A 19,062-nucleotide genomic window follows, 5' to 3' on the forward strand; every position below is an offset into this window, starting at 1 on the left:
CTAAGTTTCGGGCTTGTTTGATGTTATCTTTTAGCAACATAATGTTGCGGTTTGAATTTCAGAGGCACTGATACGCGCGTGGCGTCCCAACCTAAATTCATTTGAACGAGATCATCTTTTTTGTTAAAGCTTATTGAAAATACATCTAAACTTTCTGCAGTCTTAGTAGGAACTTTTATACGAGCAACATCATGTTCAGAGTTATATTGAAATGCACCCCAAACATCTAGATCATCACTCAAGATCAACTCCCATTCATTTTTATTTGGAATAGCATATAACACATAGGTTCCTGCAGCTACTTTTTGGTCACCAAAATATACATCTTGATAAAATTTCACTTCAGTAGCTTCATTATGTCCTGTTCTCCAAATTTGATTGTAAGGAACAAGGTTTCCAAAAACCTCTTGATTTTTTTTTGAAGGTCTGCCATACAATACTTTTACTAATGGAGGTGTAACTCTTGACTCTCTATAGTATGAGATATCATGAGGTATTTTATCTAAATCTTTGAAACTTTGCGCATTACCATCAACAACAAAAAATGCCGAAAATAGTGCTAGTACGATAAGTGATGAAATGTAAGTTTTCTTCATAGTTTCATTTTTGACAAAAAATAAAACGACACATTCTTGGTATTATTATACTTTGTAATTATAAGTTATTAACAAACCGGTACTGATTATTGTTTAATTAATGAGGGTAATAGATCTAAAATGTTTCAATTTGTAAGCAAAAAACGATTTTTGTTTTATAAATGGATAGAATGAAGAACATTTGCATCTTAATTTAAAAGAAAAGATATGTGTGGAATTGTTTGTGCATTTGAATTGAAGCAGAAAACAGAGGATTTACGCCCTCAATTATTAGAAATGTCTAAGATTATACGTCATCGTGGTCCGGATTGGAATGGAATTTATGACAATGAAAAGGCAATTTTGGCACATGAGCGTTTGGCGATAGTCGATCCTGCATCTGGAAAGCAACCATTGTATAGCGAGGATAAGAATCTTATTCTCGCGGCTAATGGCGAAATTTATAATCATCGTGAGTTGCGTAAGCAATTTGAAGGCACTTACAATTTTCAAACACAATCTGACTGTGAGGTAATTTTAGCATTGTATCAGAAAAAAGGTGCTGATTTTTTAGATGATTTAAATGGAATTTTTGGTTTTGCAATTTATGACGTAGAGAAAGATGCTTATTTAATTGCGAGAGATCATATGGGTATTATTCCACTATATATGGGCTGGGATCAACATGGTACTTTTTATGTGGCTTCTGAATTAAAAGCATTGGAAGGTACCTGTACCAAGATTGAATTATTTCCTCCAGGGCATTACCTTTTAAGTTCTGATGGTGAAGTGAAGCAATGGTATACCAGAGATTGGATGGATTATGAAAATGTAAGGGATAATGAAACGAGTATAGAAGATCTAAGAGAAGCATTGGAAGCCGCGGTACATAGACAGTTGATGTCAGATGTACCTTACGGTGTGTTACTTTCCGGAGGATTGGACTCCTCGGTTACTTCGGCTATAGCAAAGAAATATGCACAAAAAAGAGTGGAGTCTGACGATACTAAAGAGGCTTGGTGGCCACAACTGCACTCATTTTCTGTGGGACTGGAAGGATCTCCTGATTTGGCGGCGGCTAAAAAAGTTGCAGATCATATTGGTACAGTACATCACGAGATAAAATTTACAATTCAAGAAGGTCTAGATGCCATTAAAGATGTAATCTATAAGTTAGAGACCTATGATATTACCACAATTAGAGCTTCCACACCTATGTATTTAATGGCACGGGTCATTAAGTCTATGGGTATTAAGATGGTACTTTCTGGTGAAGGCGCAGATGAACTATTTGGTGGGTATTTGTATTTCCATAAAGCCCCAAATGCGCGAGAATTTCACGAAGAGACAGTACGGAAATTGAGTAAATTACATATGTATGATTGCCTAAGAGCTAACAAAAGTTTGGCAGCCTGGGGAATTGAAGGGCGTGTACCTTTCTTAGATAAAGAATTTATGGATGTAGCTATGCGTATCAATCCTCAAGATAAGATGATCAATAGTGAGCGCATGGAAAAATGGGTAGTACGTAAAGCTTTTGAAGATATGTTGCCAGAAAGTGTTACCTGGAGACAAAAAGAACAGTTTAGCGATGGGGTTGGCTATAGCTGGATTGACACATTAAAAGAGTTGGTAGAAGAAGAAATTACCGATGAACAAATGGCAAATGCACATTTTAGATTCCCAATTCAAACACCTCAGAATAAAGAAGAATATTACTATCGCACTATTTTTGAAGGGCATTTCCCAAGCGATACAGCGGCCTTAAGTGTTCCTCAGGAACCTTCAGTGGCGTGTAGCACTAAAATAGCTTTAGAATGGGATGAAGCTTTTAAAAATATGAATGACCCTAGTGGCAGAGCTGTGGCGAAGGTTCATGAAGACGCTTATTAGATTAAGTAATAGTTTAAGTTTCTGTGCGCTCCTAAAATGTTTTTTAGGAGCGTTTTTATTTTGTTCAATAGTTATCCTTAATTTAGCCTTCTCTACAAGCATCAAAAACTCTATTTAATATGAAAATCCTTATTGTAGAAGACGAAAAAGAGCTGATAGATAGCATGGCTACCTATCTTGAAAATGAAGACTATATCTGTGAAAAAGCAACTAATTTTTTTGATGCAGAAGATAAGTTGATAAGCTTTAAGTACGATGTGGTCATTCTTGATATTACCTTACCCGATGGTAGCGGTATTGATTTATTAAAGCTCTTGAAAGAACAAGACCCTGATATAGGAGTACTCATAGTTTCCGCCAAAAACTCTTTAGATGATAAGCTAACAGGATTGGATTTAGGAGCTGATGATTACATTACTAAACCTTTCCATTTGGCAGAATTAAACTCTAGAATTAATTCATTATTACGTAGAAGAAAATTTAACGGAAATGATAAAATCATTTTTAATGAGATTGAAGTAGATCCTGGCTCAAAAGAGGTAACTATCAATAACAGATTAATAGAGCTTACCAGAAAAGAATATAATCTGTTGCTATATTTTATATCAAATAAAAATAAAGTGGTGACCAAAGAGTCAATAGCAGAGCATTTATGGGGCGATGAAATAGAAATGGCAGATAGTTATGATTTTATCTACACTCATTTAGGGAACTTACGAAAGAAAATGAAAAAGTTTGGAGCTAATGACTATGTTAAGACCATGTATGGCCTGGGTTATAAGTTTTCGGAATAATAATGAATGAAATTAATAGCACGTACAAGTAGGGCTTATTTATTACTTTCCATCATCATTTTTGTATTTGGAGGTATTCTTCTATATACCATTTTAACAAATGTTATGAATCGTAGGTTAGACGAAAAGTTATTATACAACAAAGAAGTTATAGCCAAGCGAATAAAGTACGACTACCCATTAACTATTTTTGATGAACCAGAGGAGCTTACTGAAGCTGAAGATAAATTATTTCCTAACGACACCATTATTTATAAAGATACACTGATTTTTCATGCTATAGACGATGTAGAGGGAGCAGAGTATTATGAAAAATATCGTCAATTGACATCATATGAAACGCTACAAGGTGTGCGTTATAAAATTGTGGCGAGAAATTCATTGGTAAGAAATCAAGATTTTGTTACTATCATCACTGCATCTACAGCGCTGATTATTCTATTAATATTAACGGGTTTGTGGTTCTTTAATACTAGGATAGCCAGAACTTTATGGAATCCATTTCATAACAACCTAAATAACTTAAAGAACTTCTCTATTCAAGAACAAAAACCTATTGAATTACAAGAGTCGACTATTGATGAATTTAAAGATTTGAATAGTTCTATCAGAAGTTTGACTGAAAAAGTAAGCTCGGACTTCAATAATTTAAAAGAATTTACAGAGAACGCTTCTCATGAAATGCAAACACCTTTAGCTATTATGCAATCTAAGGTAGAATTATTATTACAGTCAGAGAATTTAAATGAAGAAGAAATAGGCCAATTACAATCTATATATCAGGCTGGAAAGCGACTGTCTAAACTGAACAAAACATTATTGACCTTAGCTAAGGTTGAAAATAGGCAATATAGTGACAAAGAAGATGTGAACCTTAGCAGTATGGTTGAACATAAGTTAGAGATATATGAAGATTTTATTGAACAAAGAAATCTTAAAGTGGAAAAAGAAATAGATAAAGACGTTATTTTACATACCAACAGCACAATGGTTGATATGCTTATAACAAATCTTATTTCCAATGCAATTCGCCATAATTTAGAATCAGGTAAAATGTTGATTATGCTTTCAGATAAACATTTTCAAATTTCTAATTCGGGAGATCCTTTAACTGTATCACCCGAAGATTTATTCAATCGCTTTAAAAAAGCGAGTACTTCTGTTGATTCTTCAGGTTTAGGTCTTGCCATCGTTAAGAAAATATGTGAGATCAATGAATGGAAAATTAACTACACTTTTTTAGATGATCAACATCTAATAATTGTACGTTTCTAAAAAGACTCATCTTCTAAAAATTCTTCAGATTTCCTTTAGATTCTTATACTACATTTGAATCATCAAACAAACAAAAACTAAATTTTTAAACATGAGAAAACTAGGAGTAATTCTTCTATTTGCAGCTTTCGGATTATTTTCAATCAATGTTACTGCACAAGAAGTAAAAGAGGAGGCAAAAGAAGTCGTTAAAAAAGAAGTTCAAGAAAAGGTTGAAGTAAAATTAAGTGAACTTCCTGAAGCGGTAACTAAAACATTAGGTGAGCAATATGCTGACTATACTGCTGAAAAAGCATATAAAACTAGTAAAGAAGGTAAAGAAGTATATTATGTAAAACTATCTAAGGATGGTGAAATGAAAAAAGTACTTCTAGCTGCTGATGGTACAGTTATTAAAGAAAAAGACGGTACTGATTCCTAAAAAAAATAAAGCTAATTCGGTTAATGGCTTGTAGGGTGAAATAGCCTAAAATCACTGCAACATATTTTAGGCTATTTCTTTAAAAAACCAAGACCAACGGTTAGGTAAAATATACTCTAAATTTTGTTAATAACTTCCGTTATTATGCATATGAAAAACACGCCCAAACAGGCGTGTTTTCTTATATTTGTATGTTTTTGAAAATTCATAAAAAGAGAGAAGAATAAATATGAGCGAAGAGGCAAAAAAACCGAATTATTCTGCAGATAGTATTCAGGCTTTAGAGGGAATGGAGCATGTTAGAATGCGTCCTTCTATGTATATTGGAGATGTAGGTGTTAGAGGGCTGCATCATTTGGTTTATGAAGTGGTTGATAATTCTATTGATGAGGCCATGGCAGGTCACTGCGATGCCATAGATGTATGGATCAATGAGGACAATTCTATTACCGTAAAAGATAATGGTAGAGGTATACCCGTGGGCTTACACAAAAAAGAAGGCGTATCGGCTTTACAAGTGGTAATGACCAAGATTGGTGCTGGAGGAAAGTTCGATAAAGATTCTTATAAAGTTTCTGGAGGGTTACACGGTGTTGGGGTATCTGTGGTTAATGCTTTATCAAACCATTTAAAAGCAACTGTTTATAGAGAAGGTAAAATTTGGGAGCAGGAATATGAAAAAGGGAAGACCTTATATCCTGTAAAAACAGTTGGTGAGTCAAATGAAAATGGTACTGTTGTTACTTTTTCACCAGATGATACAATATTTCAAGCAGAAATTGTCTATAACTATGATACTTTAGCTACGCGTTTACGGGAGTTATCATATCTAAATAAAGGGATTAAGATATCCATTACGGATAAGCGCAATAAAGATGATGAAGGGAATTTCATTCATGAGAAATTTTATAGTGAAGAAGGACTAAAAGAGTTTGTTAGATATCTTGATGGCACTCGAGAACAATTGATTGCAGATGTTATCTCTATGGAAGGAGAAAAAAATGGTATCCCTGTAGAGGTAGCAATGGTTTATAATACTTCATATACTGAGAACTTACACTCCTATGTAAATAATATAAACACGCATGAAGGAGGTACCCATTTGTCAGGCTTTAGAAGAGGATTGACGAATACTTTAAAAAAGTATGCTGAAAATTCAGGTATGCTTGATAAATTGAAATTTGAAATTGCTGGAGATGACTTTCGGGAAGGATTAACAGCGATTATTTCTGTAAAAGTAGCTGAACCCCAATTTGAGGGACAAACAAAGACCAAACTTGGTAATAGGGAAGTGACATCAGCAGTTAGTCAAGCTGTTTCAGAAATGTTGACAGACTATCTTGAGGAAAACCCGAATGACGCCAAAACAATTGTTCAAAAGGTCATTTTAGCTGCTCAGGCTCGACATGCTGCACGTAAAGCGCGAGAAATGGTGCAACGTAAAACTGTAATGACCGGTGGAGGTTTGCCCGGTAAATTATCAGATTGTGCTTGGACAGAGCCAGAAAAATGTGAAATTTTCTTAGTTGAGGGTGACTCAGCAGGTGGAACAGCCAAACAAGGTAGAGATAGAAATTTTCAAGCCATTTTACCATTAAGAGGTAAAATATTGAATGTGGAAAAAGCCATGCAGCATAAAGTTTTTGAGAATGAAGAGATCAAAAACATGTTTACGGCTTTAGGTGTTACTATTGGTACAGAAGAAGATAGTAAAGCTCTAAACCTTGAAAAGTTACGTTACCATAAGATTGTTATCATGTGTGATGCCGATGTTGATGGTAGTCATATAGCCACATTAATATTGACATTCTTCTTTAGGTATATGAAAGAATTAATTGAAGAAGGCTATGTATATATTGCAGCCCCACCTTTGTATTTAGTCAAGAAAGGAGCAAAGAAAGAATATGCATGGAATGATGAAGAGCGTGATGCCATTGTAGAACGTTTTGGAGGAACCGCTGGTATTCAGCGTTATAAAGGTTTGGGGGAAATGAATGCTGAACAGTTATGGGATACCACTATGAACCCAGAATTTAGAACCATGCGTTTAGTAACTATAGATAACGGTGCTGAGGCTGATAGAATTTTCTCAATGTTGATGGGTGATGATGTTCCACCAAGAAGAGAGTTCATTGAAAACAATGCTGTTTATGCCAATATAGATATTTAATAGAATACATAAATTAAAAAATAAGCGGGTGTTAGGAAAATAAATTTTCTTAATGCCCGTTTTCTTTTTGTTAAAAATCAAAAATCAATTTTAATGAAAACCAAATTTTTATTCGTTGCATTGCTTATTAGTGCAATAGGATTGGCTCAAGAAAATAGCCATGAAGAAAAAGTACAAACCTTAAAAGAAAAAGAAAAAATTGCAGCTTTTGATCAAGCTTTTAATTCGTTTTCAAGAAAGAAACCAGCTTACCTAACTTTAAAAGATGGTACTGAATACGAAGGTACAATCAAAGGATTAGGACGAAAAAAAGGCCAAATTAGAGAAGTGAAAATTGAAATATCAGAAGACGAAGTATTAAAAATTCCTGCGAGTGATATTAAAGATTTATATATGGCTCCTTCTGGATTGGATAAACTTTCTAAAATGAATAGCTATTTTACAGATGCTACCAAATGGGGAAGAAATGATGTGAATGATGTAGTAAATAAAGGTTATACATATTATACAAACCAGATGGTTTCTTTAAAGAATAAAAAAGAAGAAAAGGAATACTTAATGCAAGTTGTAAATCCTAGATATAGTGGTGTGATAGAAGTGTTTTCTGATCCGTTTGCTAAAGAAACTTCAAGTTTTGGTGTTGGTGGTTTAAAAGTAGCCGGTGGTATTGCTAAATCTTATTACGTAAAGAAAGGAGATAAAATAATTTGGTTACACAAAAGTGATTTCAAAGATAATTTTGAATCTTTATTTTTAGATAATGAAGAATTCAAAAAAACGTATGCAGATAAAAAACTTAAATGGAGCTTACTTGGTGTATATATTTTAGATTATACCCAATTTTCTAAATCTTAGTTTTCCAGAATATAATAAATAAATAAAAAGAGGTTGTCTAAAAGATAGCCTCTTTTTTTTTAAACAATTGAAAGTCTTTTATTTTTAGTAAATCGTTTTTATATCGTATTCATTGTTACTACCTTTGTTAGGAGTAGAATTTAATAATTAAACAACACAAAAAATGAAAGTAACTGTAGTAGGAGCCGGTGCTGTAGGCGCCAGTTGTGCAGAGTATATAGCTATCAAAGATTTTGCATCAGAAGTAGTTTTATTAGATATAAAAGAGGGTTATGCAGAAGGGAAAGCGATGGACCTTATGCAAACAGCTTCTTTAAATGGATTTGATACGAAAATTGTAGGAACTACCAATGATTATTCTAAGACTACAAATTCAGATATTTGTGTCATTACTTCTGGTATTCCTCGCAAACCAGGAATGACGCGTGAGGAATTAATAGGTATTAATGCAGGTATTGTAAAGTCTGTTTCAGCAAGCTTGATAGAACATTCTCCAAACACTATTATTATAGTAGTATCTAATCCTATGGATACAATGACCTATTTGGTTCATAAAACGACTGACTTACCTGAAAATAGAATTATTGGTATGGGAGGTGCTTTAGATTCTGCTCGTTTTAAATATCGTTTGGCGGAAGCATTAGGAGCACCCATTTCAGATATAGACGGAATGGTAATTGGAGGTCATTCTGATAAAGGTATGGTGCCTTTAACGCGTTTAGCAACTAGAAACTCGGTACCAGTTTCAGAATTTATTTCTGATGAACGATTAAATCAAGTAAAAGAGGATACAAAAGTGGGTGGTGCCACGCTTACAAAATTATTGGGCACTTCTGCATGGTATGCTCCAGGGGCAGCTGTGTCAGGACTTGTGCAAGCTATAGCTTGCGATCAGAAAAAAATATTCCCTTGTTCTACATATCTAAACGGTGAATATGGTTTATCAGATCTTTGTATTGGTGTGCCGGTTGTTTTAGGAAGAAATGGTATTGAAAAGATTGTTGAAATAGAATTAAGTGATGCCGAAAAGGCTCATATGACCGAAAGCGCCAATGGTGTTTCTAAAACAAACGGTCTTCTAGACATTTAAAAAATAGTATCTTTACAAATGAAGCCTCTTCCATATCTTTATGAAGCTAGAAGAGGCTTTTTTAATAATCAAAAAACGAATAATATGAAAAAAATTATCTTATTCTTAGTAGCAATAGTAAGCTTAAATACTTTTGCACAGAATGAACTTAAGGAAGGAGTTATTATGATGAAAATGACAATGTCTAGTGACAATGAAGAGGTAAATGCTCAACTGGCTATGGTGGGTGATATGACTATGACTACTTATTTTAAAGGAAAAAAATCGAGGGCAGAAATGCAAAATCCAATGGCGGGCAATACAACCACTATTGTGAATGATGAATCTAAGAAAATTTTAGTACTTCTAGATAACCCTATGATGGGAAAGAAGTTTAGAAAAAGCGATATTGAAACATCTGATGAGGATTTAGAAGGTTTGACAATAACCCCAACAGGTGATACAAAAACCGTTGCAGGTTATAAATGTAAAGGGTATACCATAGAAGGCAAAAAGGAAGGGATTGATACAAAAATGACAATGTATACCACTGAAAAGATTTCTGCACCTACTCAGAATAGTGTAGGCTTTGGGGGTAAAATTAAAGGATTTCCCATGTATTTGGTGACACATGTTTCACAAGGGGGAATGCCTATGACTGTAACTATGGAGGTAACAGGTGTAAAAAGCGAAAGCGTGTCGGATGATAAATTTGAAATGACAGTACCTGAAGGATATTCCGAAATGACATTACCAAAACCAGCTACAGTTGACTAATTAGTCAATCTACTATAAACAAAAACCCAGCCTTTTGGCTGGGTTTTTTAGTTATTAATGCTTTAAAAAAATTAACCTTTTATCCAGAACTTTCTTAACTCTTTTTGATTTTCTGTAGCATCCATTTTTGAAGCTAACTTTTTACCTTTAGTGTAGGGCTGACTTAACGCCGTTTTTATAATAACTTCTTCTCCTGCGCTATCAATTTTCACCTCAATTTCCTGTCCTGGTTGCCAACCAAACACTTGCCCTAAGATCTGATTCGCATTTTGAATACTAACTTCAGTCCCATTAACCGATTTAAGCACATCTTTTGGTTGCACACCTTGTTCATTCCAAAAACTATTATCTTTAACCAAATCATTAAAATAGATTGTTCCCTTTTCTTGATCCGCTGCAAAAATTATAGCACCCGCATTTTGAACATAGTTCGTTTTTACTTTAGATTCTTTAACCTCTAAGCCAACTTTTTCAAAAAACGTATTATAGTCAATAGGTGTGTCTCCAATAACATGAGTTTTAAAGAATTCTCCTACTGATGGATAGGTCATTGCCACTATTTCATCAATAATTTTATCATCTTCAAAAGGTTTATTCTTTCCATATTTTAATGATAATTCTTTCATTAAGCTTAAGACTCCTCTGTTACCATTACTTTCTTCTCGCATTAAAATATCTAAACACATACCAATCAAAGCTCCTTTTTGATATACATTACCATAGTTATCAGCATATTCTTTGTCAAGAATATTTTCACTCATTTTGGTAAAACTCATGGCATCATTATAACCTAAAGATGAGTTTATTTTATTCATAACCTTTGCATAGAACTCATCCTCAGAAACCAGATCCTGATTTATTTGAAATAAGGTTGCAAAATATTCCGTCATTCCTTCATACATCCATAAATGTTTGGAAAATGTAGGCTGATTATAATCAAAATAATGAACATCTTCAGAATGAACACTTAAGGGTGTAACAATATGAAAGAACTCATGTGATACGATATCTATCAAACTTTTAGCCAGTGCTTCTTCCGCCATAGACTCAGGCATTACTACTACCGTAGAAGTATGATGCTCTAGTGCACCAAACTTTGTAGGAGCGTCTTTACCATTTCTGGCCAAATAAACATAGATATCATAACGAGGTGTGCTGTTGACGTCGCCTAAGTATGCTTTTTGAGCTTTCATCATGGTATACATGGTCTCTTTTAACGAGGCTGCAGAATATTTTTTACTTGGCGAATACACGCTTAAAACAATCTTAATATCACCTACTTGAAATTCTTCTACGGTTAAATTACCATACATCATTGGGTTATCAGTAATATCAAAATAACGCTGTGCAAAATAATTTGAAGTTATTGACTTTCCGTCTTCACTGGTTGAACTACCAACTTGTTGAAGTGCAGAAGTACGTACAAAATCGGCAGGAGCAGTAACGTTTAACGTATATTGACTATTTTTTAGTGAATCAAAATAGCCAATAAAACCGTGAAGATTTAATACATAATTATCAGGTTCAATATTTGTTCCTGCCATTGAATAGGGTGTAGTAATTTCTTTGTTGTTTTCGACATCAAAAGTGTCATTTACCAAATAAGTGATCTTATCCATTTTAGTGGCATCCGTAATAATCCATGTATTGGTATCTGCTTTGGTAGCATTTAGTTCTTCCCCATTATAATCAAGTGCTTTAAAGTCATCCACAAAATATCCAAAGTCACTTACTTCATAAGTTCCTTGAACTACTCTTGGTAATCTATAGGTTACGGTATCAACAGTAAACCTTCCAGGATTAATAACAACAGGAACTTTATCATCTAGTACCTTTGTTACGTCAATAGATGTCTCTATAGGAACTTGTGAAGCTAAATCATTTGTAGTTGTCTTCACACTACTACAACTTATAAAAACTAAAGTTAGTAGTGCTAATATGATTCCATTTTTCATTGTATAAAATTTATAATTTTATAGTTAGTAGCAGAAAGCTAAAATGTGTTACAGTTTTTAACGCACCTTTAAGACAGGCCTGAAATTATTCCATCTTTATCAATGGTCATATGTTCTGAGGCTGGTTGACTAGGCAATCCTGGCATGCGCATCATTTTTCCTAAAATAGGAATCAAAAACTGGGCGCCGGCCGCAATTTCAATTTCACGAACGGTAACTCTAAATCCTGTGGGGCGACCAATTAATTTTTCATTGTCAGAAAATGACTTTTGGGTTTTAGCCATACAAATAGCAAAATCATTAAAGCCTAAACGGTCTATTCGCCTGATATTTAACTTAGCCTTATTATCAAAATCTACTCCTTCTGCACCATAAATTTCTTTAGCTATGATCTCTATTTTTTCTACTACTGGTGTTTTCCAATCGTATAAAGGCTTGTATTGAGTTGCTTTATTCTCTACAATGTCTACTACTGCCTTAGCCAAATCTTGAGTACCATTACCTCCTTCAGCCCACCCTTTAGAAACTACTGCATGTACACCTAATGAAGCGCATTGTTGTTTTACAAAAGCTACCTCTTCATCAGTATCATTTACAAAAGAATTAATTGCCACTACTGGTTCAATGTTGAATTTTTTAATGTTTTCTATATGTTTTTCAAGATTGGCAAAACCTTTAGTCACTCTTTCAAGACTAGCAGTAGTATATTCTTCTTTAGGAGATCCGCCATGATGACGTAACGCTCTAATTGTAGCAACCAGTACAACACATTTAGGATTCAATTCAGCATAGGCTGATTTGATATTTAAGAACTTCTCAGCACCCAGATCAGCTCCAAATCCGGCTTCGGTCACTACATAATTTGACAATGATAAGCCCATTTTAGTGGCTATAATAGTATTGGTTCCCTGAGCAATATTGGCAAAAGGTCCACCATGAATTATGGCAGGATTATGCTCAAGGGTCTGTACTAAATTTGGCTTAACAGCATCTTTTAATAAGATAGCCATAGCATTTTCAGCTTTCAAGTCACTCGCAAAAATGGGTTTTTTGTCAAAGGTGAATCCTACAAAAATATCACCTAAACGCTTTTTGAGATCATCAAAATCTTTCGCCATACACAAAATAGCCATCACTTCTGATGCAGGGGTGATGTTAAACCCATCTTCACGTGGTATTCCATTAGAAATACCCCCCAAACCAATAGTGATTTCCCGCAAGGCTCTATCATTCATGTCAATTACACGCTTCCAGGCTATGGTACGAGGATCAATATTTAGATTATTAACCTTACTTTGAAGATTATTATCGATCAATGCTGATAATAAGTTATTGGCTTTCTCTACCGCATTAAAATCACCTGTAAAATGCAAATTGATATCCTCCATGGGTACCACTTGAGAATAGCCACCTCCGGCAGCTCCTCCTTTAATTCCAAAAACAGGTCCTAAGGAAGGTTCACGCAAAACAACAGTAGCTTGCTTGCCAATTTTATTTAAGCCTTCTGTTAGTCCAATAGAAACCGTAGTTTTCCCTTCTCCGGCAGGAGTTGGTGTTAAAGCAGTAACCAAGACAAGATTATTTAGCTTGATCTTTTCTTCATCAATCAAGCGCAAAGGCAACTTGGCTTTGTACTTCCCGAAAAGGATAAGATCTTCTTCAGTAACATTAATTTTAGATGCTACTTCTCTAATATGATGTTTCTTGTTCTGCTGCGCAATTTCTATATCAGAAAGATGAGACATAAATTTTAAGATTTAGTAGAACGAATATACTAAAAATAGCATCGTAAAATGATTGAAAAATGATTGATAATGAGCAGATTTTCAATCTATTTTATAAAAAAAGGACCTTCTGCAAAAAAGTGTAAAACAATTGGCTATTCTTATTCGAAATACTATATTTGCGCGTTAATTACAAATTGAAGATTTAAACAGAAAAGAGCATGCAGAATAAAGGACTTATAAGAACATTTGCGATCATTTTTGGTCTGATTTGTTTGTATTATTTATCATTCACTTGGGTAAACAATACAATTGAAAATGATGCAAAGGTTTATGCTAACGGTGATGCTGTAAAAGAGAAAGCATATTTAGATTCAGTTGCTAACTTACCAATTGCCAATTACCTATTTACAAAATATACCTATAATGAAGTACGTGATAAGGCTATAAATTTAGGTCTTGACCTTAAGGGAGGTATTGATGCTACATTGGAAGTATCTGTAAGAGATATTTTAGTTGGTCTATCTAACAAATCAAAGAATCCAGTTTTTAATAAGGCCTTAGAGGATGCTACTGCGGCACAAAAGAATAGTGATCGTGACTATGTAGATCTATTTTTTGATGCTTTTGAGGACGCTAGCAATGGTTCGGTAAAATTAGGAGACCCAAGTATTTTTGGAAATAAGTCTCTAAAAGATAAGATCAACTTTAAAATGTCTGATAATGAAGTTCAGCCAATTCTTAGAGAAGAAATAAAAGGATCTATCAGTACCGCATTTGAAGTTTTAAGAAGTAGAATTGACCGTTTTGGGGTCACTTCTCCCAACATTTCTCAGATAGGTGAGTCTGGTAGAATCTTAATTGAATTACCAGGTGCTAAGGATATTGATCGTGTAAAGAAATTATTGCAGAGCACAGCTGAATTACAGTTCTGGGAAGTATACGATAACTCAGAAACTACCAATTTCTTTATTCAGGCAGATGCTACTTTGGCAGACTTGCTAAAAGATCAGGTTGAAGAAGAAGTTCAAGATTCTACAATATCTAAAGATGCAGAATTAGATGAACTATTAGGAGAAGTACAGGATTCTGTAGATACCAAAGCTGCAAGCCCACTAGGAAGCATATTTTCTATTACAAATCCTCAACAACGTAGTTCTGCAGTTGGATATGCTAGTATAAAAGATACTGCAACAGTAAATAAGTACTTAGCAATGAAAGAAGTAAGAGCTTTGTTACCATCAGAAATGGTGTATACAAAGTTTTTATGGGATGCTAAGCCGATAGAAGAGACTGAGATCATTAATTTATATGCCATCAAGTCAAATAGAGAAGACGTAGCACCTATACAAGGTGATGTCATTTCTGATGCTAATCAAGTGTTTGACCAATTGGGTGTGAACCCAGAGGTAAGCATGACAATGAACAGTAAAGGTTCAAAACAATGGGCAAAGATGACAGAGACTAATGTTGGTAAATTTGTAGCTGTTGTTTTAGATGACTATGTATATTCTGCACCTAATGTAAATGAACCTATTACTGGAGGTAGAACTTCTATTTCAGGACAATTCTCTATTGAAGAGGCTCAAGATTTATCAAATGCGTTGAAATCTGGTAAGTTACCGGCAGCTGCAAGAATTATTCAGTCATCTGTTGTAGGACCTTCATTAGGTCAAGAAGCTATAGATAGCAGTTCAAAGGCCTTTGCAATTGCCCTTATATTGGTGTTAGTTTGGATGATCTTTTATTATGGTAAAGCAGGTATTTTTGCAGACATTGCCTTAGTGTTAAACATTCTGTTCATTTTTGGAGTATTGACATCTTTTGGTGCAGTATTAACCTTGCCAGGTGTTGCAGGTATCATTATTACCATTGGTATGTCTGTAGATGCCAACGTAATTATTTATGAGCGTATTAAGGAAGCCTTGAATAGAGGGAAAATGTTGAAGGATGCCATTGCTGAAGGGTTTAGTTTAAAAGGAGCACTTTCTGCAATTATAGATGCCAATGTAACTACTTTCTTAACCGGTATCATTTTATATATATTTGGTTCAGGACCTATAAAAGGTTTTGCAACTACCTTAATGATAGGTATTGCTACTTCATTAGTTTCAGCTGTATTTATTACACGTTTATTGGTTGATTGGTTTGCTGATAGAGATAGAAGTATGACCTTTAATACATCACTTACTAAAGGTTGGTTCCAAAATATTAATGTAGAATTCTTAAAAAAACGCAAACTTGCATATGTTATTTCTGGTGCAATTATCATCTTAGGTTTAGGGTCAATCTTTACACAAGGTTTTAACTATGGTGTTGACTTCACAGGAGGTAGAACGTATACTGTGCGGTTTGATCAAAATATTAGCCCAACGGAAGTAACAACCTCATTAAAAGAGGTATTTGGTGATGCTCCTGAAGTGAAGACATACGGTTCTTCTAACCAGTTAAAGATTACTACTAAATATAAGGTTGATGATGATGGTATTAATGTAGGTGATGAGATTCAAGAATTATTGTTTAACGGATTACAATCATATTTACCTGACGGAACTACCTTGGCAGATTTTAAAGTAGGTACAGAAGATACGGCAGATAAGGTTGGTATTATGCGTTATTTTCAGGTGGGGCCTACTATTGCAGATGATATTAAACAAGCTGCAGTATGGGCCATTTTAGGGTCGTTGATTGTAGTATTCTTATACATTCTATTCAGGTTTAGAAGATGGCAATACAGTTTAGGTGCTGTAATGGCGGTTTTCCATGATGTACTAGTAGTATTGGCGGTGTTCTCGCTATTTTGGAAAGTATTACCATTTGATATGGAAATAGGCCAGTCATTTATCGCTGCATTATTAACCGTAGTGGGTTACTCTCTGAATGATACAGTGGTAATTTTTGATAGGATTCGTGAATTTGCTGATAAGCATCCATCATGGCAATTTGCAAAAACGGTAAATAGCGCCTTAAGTACTACCTTAGGTAGAACGATTAATACATCACTAACTACCTTAATCGTATTATTATCAATTTTCATTTTTGGAGGCGATTCTATTAAAGGATTTATGTTCGCGATGATTATTGGTGTTATAGTAGGTACGTATTCATCTTTGTTTATTGCTTCTCCAATTATGTATGATACGACTACAAAATTGACCAAGAAGAAGTAATTTAAATCAACAATATGAATAAGCCGTTTTACATATACTGAACTGGTTTCAGTAGTTATGTAAAACGGTTTTGTTATTTTTAGATATGAGTATAATTAAGCTTCATGACAAATACTTTAAGCCTTTCATTTCTGAAGAGAGAATTCAGGAAACAGTTGTGCATATGGCGAAAAGGGTTGAAGATGAACTCAATGGTGAAGTACCTATATTTGTAGGGATCTTGAATGGTTCCTTTATGTTTGCTGCTGATTTTATCAGGAATTTTAAAGGAAACTGTGAAGTGTCTTTTGTAAAATTAGCTTCTTATGAAGGTGAAAACTCTACCGGAAGTGTCAAACGTTTGGTTGGCATTAATGAAAGTCTAGAAGGAAGAACGGTTGTTATCCTTGAAGATATTATTGATACAGGAGTGACTCTTGAAGAAATTTACGAAATATTCAGATTTCAAAAATTAAAGCAATTAAAAATTGCTACATTGTTCTTTAAACCAGATGTCTTCCGAAAAGGGCTACCTGTAGACTACATAGGTATTTCTTTGCCTGATAAATTTATTGTTGGGTATGGATTAGATTATAATGGTTTAGGACGTAATTTAAGTAGCGTATATCAATTAACAACACAACAGATGACGAACATCGTTTTATTTGGCCCTCCAGGAGCAGGCAAAGGTACCCAGGCAGACATTTTAAAAGATAAATACAACTTGATACATATTTCAACAGGTGTTGTATTTAGAGAAAACATCAAAGGTGAAACTGAGCTGGGAAAACTAGCTAAAAAATACATTGACGCCGGTGACCTTGTTCCTGATGAAGTTACTATTAATATGCTAGAAGCTGAAGTAGATAAAAATCCTAATGTAAACGGATTTATTTTTGATGGGTTTCCGCGTACTAAAGATCAGGCAAAAGCCTTGGATACTTTTTTAGCTAAAAAAGGAGAAAGTATTAGTGGTATGATCGCGTTAGAAGTATCTGAAGATCTTTTGGTAGAACGTTTGTTAGAGCGCGGTAAAACTTCAGGACGTTCTGATGATACTGATGAAGCCAAGATAAGAAACCGCTTTAACGAGTATAATACCAAAACTGCAGTGTTACAACACTATTATGAAGACCAGAATAAATATTTTGGTGTGAATGGCGTAGGTGGTATTGAAGAGATTACTGAGCGATTGAGTGCTGTGATTGATAAACTTTAATTGTCATTCTGAGCATAGCGAAGAATCTCTTTTTAGATATTTCACTTCGTTCAATATGACATAAAAACTTCATTTGGAGTAAGTAAACATGACTGAAGGCAATTTTGTAGACTATATTAAGATTTTTGCTGCTTCCGGAAAAGGAGGTAAAGGTTCTGTGCATTTACACCGTGAAAAGTATATTCAGAAAGGTGGCCCTGATGGTGGTGATGGCGGTAGAGGTGGTCATGTCATTGTTCGTGGAAATAAGAATATGTGGACACTCTTCCACATGAAATTCAAAAAGCATTTCAAAGCTGAGCATGGTGGTGACGGAAGTAAACAGCGTAGTACTGGTAAGGATGGCGAAGATATCTATATAGAGGTTCCATTAGGAACCATTGTACGCAATAGCGAGACGAATGAGCAATTGTTTGAGATCACTGAAGAGGCAGAGGAGAAGATATTAGTTGAAGGAGGAATGGGCGGTCGTGGTAATTGGCATTTTAAATCTTCTACAAATCAAACACCACGTTATGCGCAACCTGGCATATCAGGTCAAGAAGGCTGGTTTCAAATAGAATTAAAATTATTAGCCGATGTAGGGTTAGTAGGTTTCCCTAATGCAGGTAAATCAACATTATTGTCAGTTATAACAGCCGCAAAACCAAAGATCGCCGATTATGCCTTTACTACATTAAAACCCAATTTAGGAATTGTTGAGTACAGAGATTTTCAGAGTTTTGTAATGGCTGATATTCCTGGTATTATTGAAGGAGCAGCTGAAGGCAAAGGATTGGGCCATCGTTTTTTACGTCATATTGAGCGCAACTCTACCTTATTATTTTTAGTTCCGGCAGATTCATCAGATATTTCTAAGGAATATGATATTTTGTTGAATGAATTAAAAAAGCATAACCCAGAGTTACTAGATAAGGATAGATTATTAGCAATCTCAAAGTCTGATATGTTGGATGATGAATTGAAAGAAGAGGTAGAAAAAGAGCTTCCAAGTGATATTCCGCACCTTTTTATTTCGTCTGTGACGCAATCCGGCTTGACCGAATTAAAAGATAAATTATGGGAAATGCTTAATAATTAAAAGGCTTGTGCGTATTACCTTGTCGTTAAGAAGTCAAATTATTTTAAAAAAATCCATTTTATTGAGTTTCAATAAACTACCTTTGCACATTATTAATTTATTTAT

General features: G+C 34.5%; 14 protein-coding genes. 11 read left to right on the top strand and 3 right to left on the bottom strand.

All coding sequences use genetic code 11. The annotated features are described in order from the left end of the window. Positions 1 to 23: 23 nt before the first annotated feature. Positions 24 to 596 (bottom strand): DUF2911 domain-containing protein, encoded by a 573-nt coding sequence (locus tag AC1EU5_RS01835; protein ID WP_480190641.1) that lies wholly within the window; start codon positions 594 to 596, stop codon positions 24 to 26. A gap of 207 nt (positions 597 to 803) precedes the next feature. Here AC1EU5_RS01835 and asnB point away from each other — a divergent pair, with 207 nt between their 5' ends. From asnB to AC1EU5_RS01875, 8 genes are all read left to right on the top strand, one after another. Then, positions 804 to 2,468, top strand: a complete 1,665-nt coding sequence (gene asnB, locus AC1EU5_RS01840) for an asparagine synthase B (protein WP_480190642.1) — start codon at positions 804 to 806, stop codon at positions 2,466 to 2,468. A gap of 119 nt (positions 2,469 to 2,587) precedes the next feature. Further along, the gene (locus tag AC1EU5_RS01845) at positions 2,588 to 3,262 is read left to right on the top strand and encodes a response regulator transcription factor (protein ID WP_480190643.1); all 675 of its coding nucleotides are present in this window, start codon (positions 2,588 to 2,590) and stop codon (positions 3,260 to 3,262) included. A 6-nt stretch (positions 3,263 to 3,268) separates the two neighbouring features. After that, on the top strand, positions 3,269 to 4,537 hold the full coding sequence (locus tag AC1EU5_RS01850; protein WP_480190644.1) for a sensor histidine kinase: 1,269 nt from the start codon (positions 3,269 to 3,271) through the stop codon (positions 4,535 to 4,537). Positions 4,538 to 4,628: 91 nt separating this feature from the next. Next, positions 4,629 to 4,958 (top strand): hypothetical protein, encoded by a 330-nt coding sequence (locus AC1EU5_RS01855; protein ID WP_480190645.1) that lies wholly within the window; start codon positions 4,629 to 4,631, stop codon positions 4,956 to 4,958. Between the two features lie 229 nt (positions 4,959 to 5,187). Next, on the top strand, positions 5,188 to 7,128 hold the full coding sequence (gene gyrB, locus AC1EU5_RS01860) for a DNA topoisomerase (ATP-hydrolyzing) subunit B (RefSeq protein ID WP_480190646.1): 1,941 nt from the start codon (positions 5,188 to 5,190) through the stop codon (positions 7,126 to 7,128). 93 nt (positions 7,129 to 7,221) lie between these two features. Further along, positions 7,222 to 7,983 (top strand): hypothetical protein, encoded by a 762-nt coding sequence (locus tag AC1EU5_RS01865; protein ID WP_480190647.1) that lies wholly within the window; start codon positions 7,222 to 7,224, stop codon positions 7,981 to 7,983. A gap of 163 nt (positions 7,984 to 8,146) precedes the next feature. After that, positions 8,147 to 9,073, top strand: coding sequence for a malate dehydrogenase (gene mdh, locus AC1EU5_RS01870; protein WP_480190648.1), 927 nt, complete (start codon positions 8,147 to 8,149; stop codon positions 9,071 to 9,073). Positions 9,074 to 9,157: 84 nt separating this feature from the next. Then, on the top strand, positions 9,158 to 9,829 hold the full coding sequence (locus tag AC1EU5_RS01875; RefSeq protein ID WP_480190649.1) for a DUF4412 domain-containing protein: 672 nt from the start codon (positions 9,158 to 9,160) through the stop codon (positions 9,827 to 9,829). Between the two features lie 71 nt (positions 9,830 to 9,900). Here AC1EU5_RS01875 and AC1EU5_RS01880 read toward each other — a convergent pair whose 3' ends face one another. Together AC1EU5_RS01880 and AC1EU5_RS01885 are read right to left on the bottom strand one after the other, a co-directional pair. Then, the gene (locus AC1EU5_RS01880) at positions 9,901 to 11,784 is read right to left on the bottom strand and encodes a M61 family metallopeptidase (RefSeq protein WP_480190650.1); all 1,884 of its coding nucleotides are present in this window, start codon (positions 11,782 to 11,784) and stop codon (positions 9,901 to 9,903) included. A 68-nt stretch (positions 11,785 to 11,852) separates the two neighbouring features. After that, positions 11,853 to 13,529, bottom strand: coding sequence for a formate--tetrahydrofolate ligase (locus tag AC1EU5_RS01885; RefSeq protein WP_480190651.1), 1,677 nt, complete (start codon positions 13,527 to 13,529; stop codon positions 11,853 to 11,855). 200 nt (positions 13,530 to 13,729) lie between these two features. Between AC1EU5_RS01885 and secDF the strand changes: the two genes are divergently transcribed. The 3 genes from secDF to obgE all read left to right on the top strand — a co-directional run bounded on the left by secDF (position 13,730) and on the right by obgE (position 18,957). Then, positions 13,730 to 16,678 (top strand): protein translocase subunit SecDF, encoded by a 2,949-nt coding sequence (secDF, locus tag AC1EU5_RS01890; RefSeq protein ID WP_480190652.1) that lies wholly within the window; start codon positions 13,730 to 13,732, stop codon positions 16,676 to 16,678. Positions 16,679 to 16,763: 85 nt separating this feature from the next. Then, positions 16,764 to 17,876, top strand: a complete 1,113-nt coding sequence (locus AC1EU5_RS01895; protein WP_480190653.1) for an adenylate kinase — start codon at positions 16,764 to 16,766, stop codon at positions 17,874 to 17,876. 88 nt (positions 17,877 to 17,964) lie between these two features. After that, positions 17,965 to 18,957 carry a GTPase ObgE gene (obgE, locus tag AC1EU5_RS01900; protein WP_480190654.1) on the top strand — a complete coding sequence of 331 codons (993 nt, stop codon included), beginning with the start codon at positions 17,965 to 17,967 and terminating at the stop codon, positions 18,955 to 18,957. Positions 18,958 to 19,062 lie beyond the last annotated feature (105 nt).

Source organism: Maritimimonas sp. 2405UD52-3, from assembly GCF_056591715.1.

Excerpts from the sequence above, each read along its gene's own strand:
- AC1EU5_RS01845 (WP_480190643.1), top strand. The coding sequence starts at position 2,588 with ATGAAAATCCTTATTGTAGAAGACGAAAAAGAGCTGATAGATAGCATG.
- AC1EU5_RS01885 (WP_480190651.1), bottom strand. The coding sequence starts at position 13,529 with ATGTCTCATCTTTCTGATATAGAAATTGCGCAGCAGAACAAGAAACAT.
- AC1EU5_RS01865 (WP_480190647.1), top strand. The coding sequence starts at position 7,222 with ATGAAAACCAAATTTTTATTCGTTGCATTGCTTATTAGTGCAATAGGA.
- AC1EU5_RS01850 (WP_480190644.1), top strand. The coding sequence starts at position 3,269 with ATGAAATTAATAGCACGTACAAGTAGGGCTTATTTATTACTTTCCATC.
- mdh (WP_480190648.1), top strand. The coding sequence starts at position 8,147 with ATGAAAGTAACTGTAGTAGGAGCCGGTGCTGTAGGCGCCAGTTGTGCA.
- AC1EU5_RS01880 (WP_480190650.1), bottom strand. The coding sequence starts at position 11,784 with ATGAAAAATGGAATCATATTAGCACTACTAACTTTAGTTTTTATAAGT.
- asnB (WP_480190642.1), top strand. The coding sequence starts at position 804 with ATGTGTGGAATTGTTTGTGCATTTGAATTGAAGCAGAAAACAGAGGAT.
- AC1EU5_RS01895 (WP_480190653.1), top strand. The coding sequence starts at position 16,764 with ATGAGTATAATTAAGCTTCATGACAAATACTTTAAGCCTTTCATTTCT.
- gyrB (WP_480190646.1), top strand. The coding sequence starts at position 5,188 with ATGAGCGAAGAGGCAAAAAAACCGAATTATTCTGCAGATAGTATTCAG.
- obgE (WP_480190654.1), top strand. The coding sequence starts at position 17,965 with ATGACTGAAGGCAATTTTGTAGACTATATTAAGATTTTTGCTGCTTCC.
- AC1EU5_RS01835 (WP_480190641.1), bottom strand. The coding sequence starts at position 596 with ATGAAGAAAACTTACATTTCATCACTTATCGTACTAGCACTATTTTCG.
- AC1EU5_RS01875 (WP_480190649.1), top strand. The coding sequence starts at position 9,158 with ATGAAAAAAATTATCTTATTCTTAGTAGCAATAGTAAGCTTAAATACT.
- secDF (WP_480190652.1), top strand. The coding sequence starts at position 13,730 with ATGCAGAATAAAGGACTTATAAGAACATTTGCGATCATTTTTGGTCTG.
- AC1EU5_RS01855 (WP_480190645.1), top strand. The coding sequence starts at position 4,629 with ATGAGAAAACTAGGAGTAATTCTTCTATTTGCAGCTTTCGGATTATTT.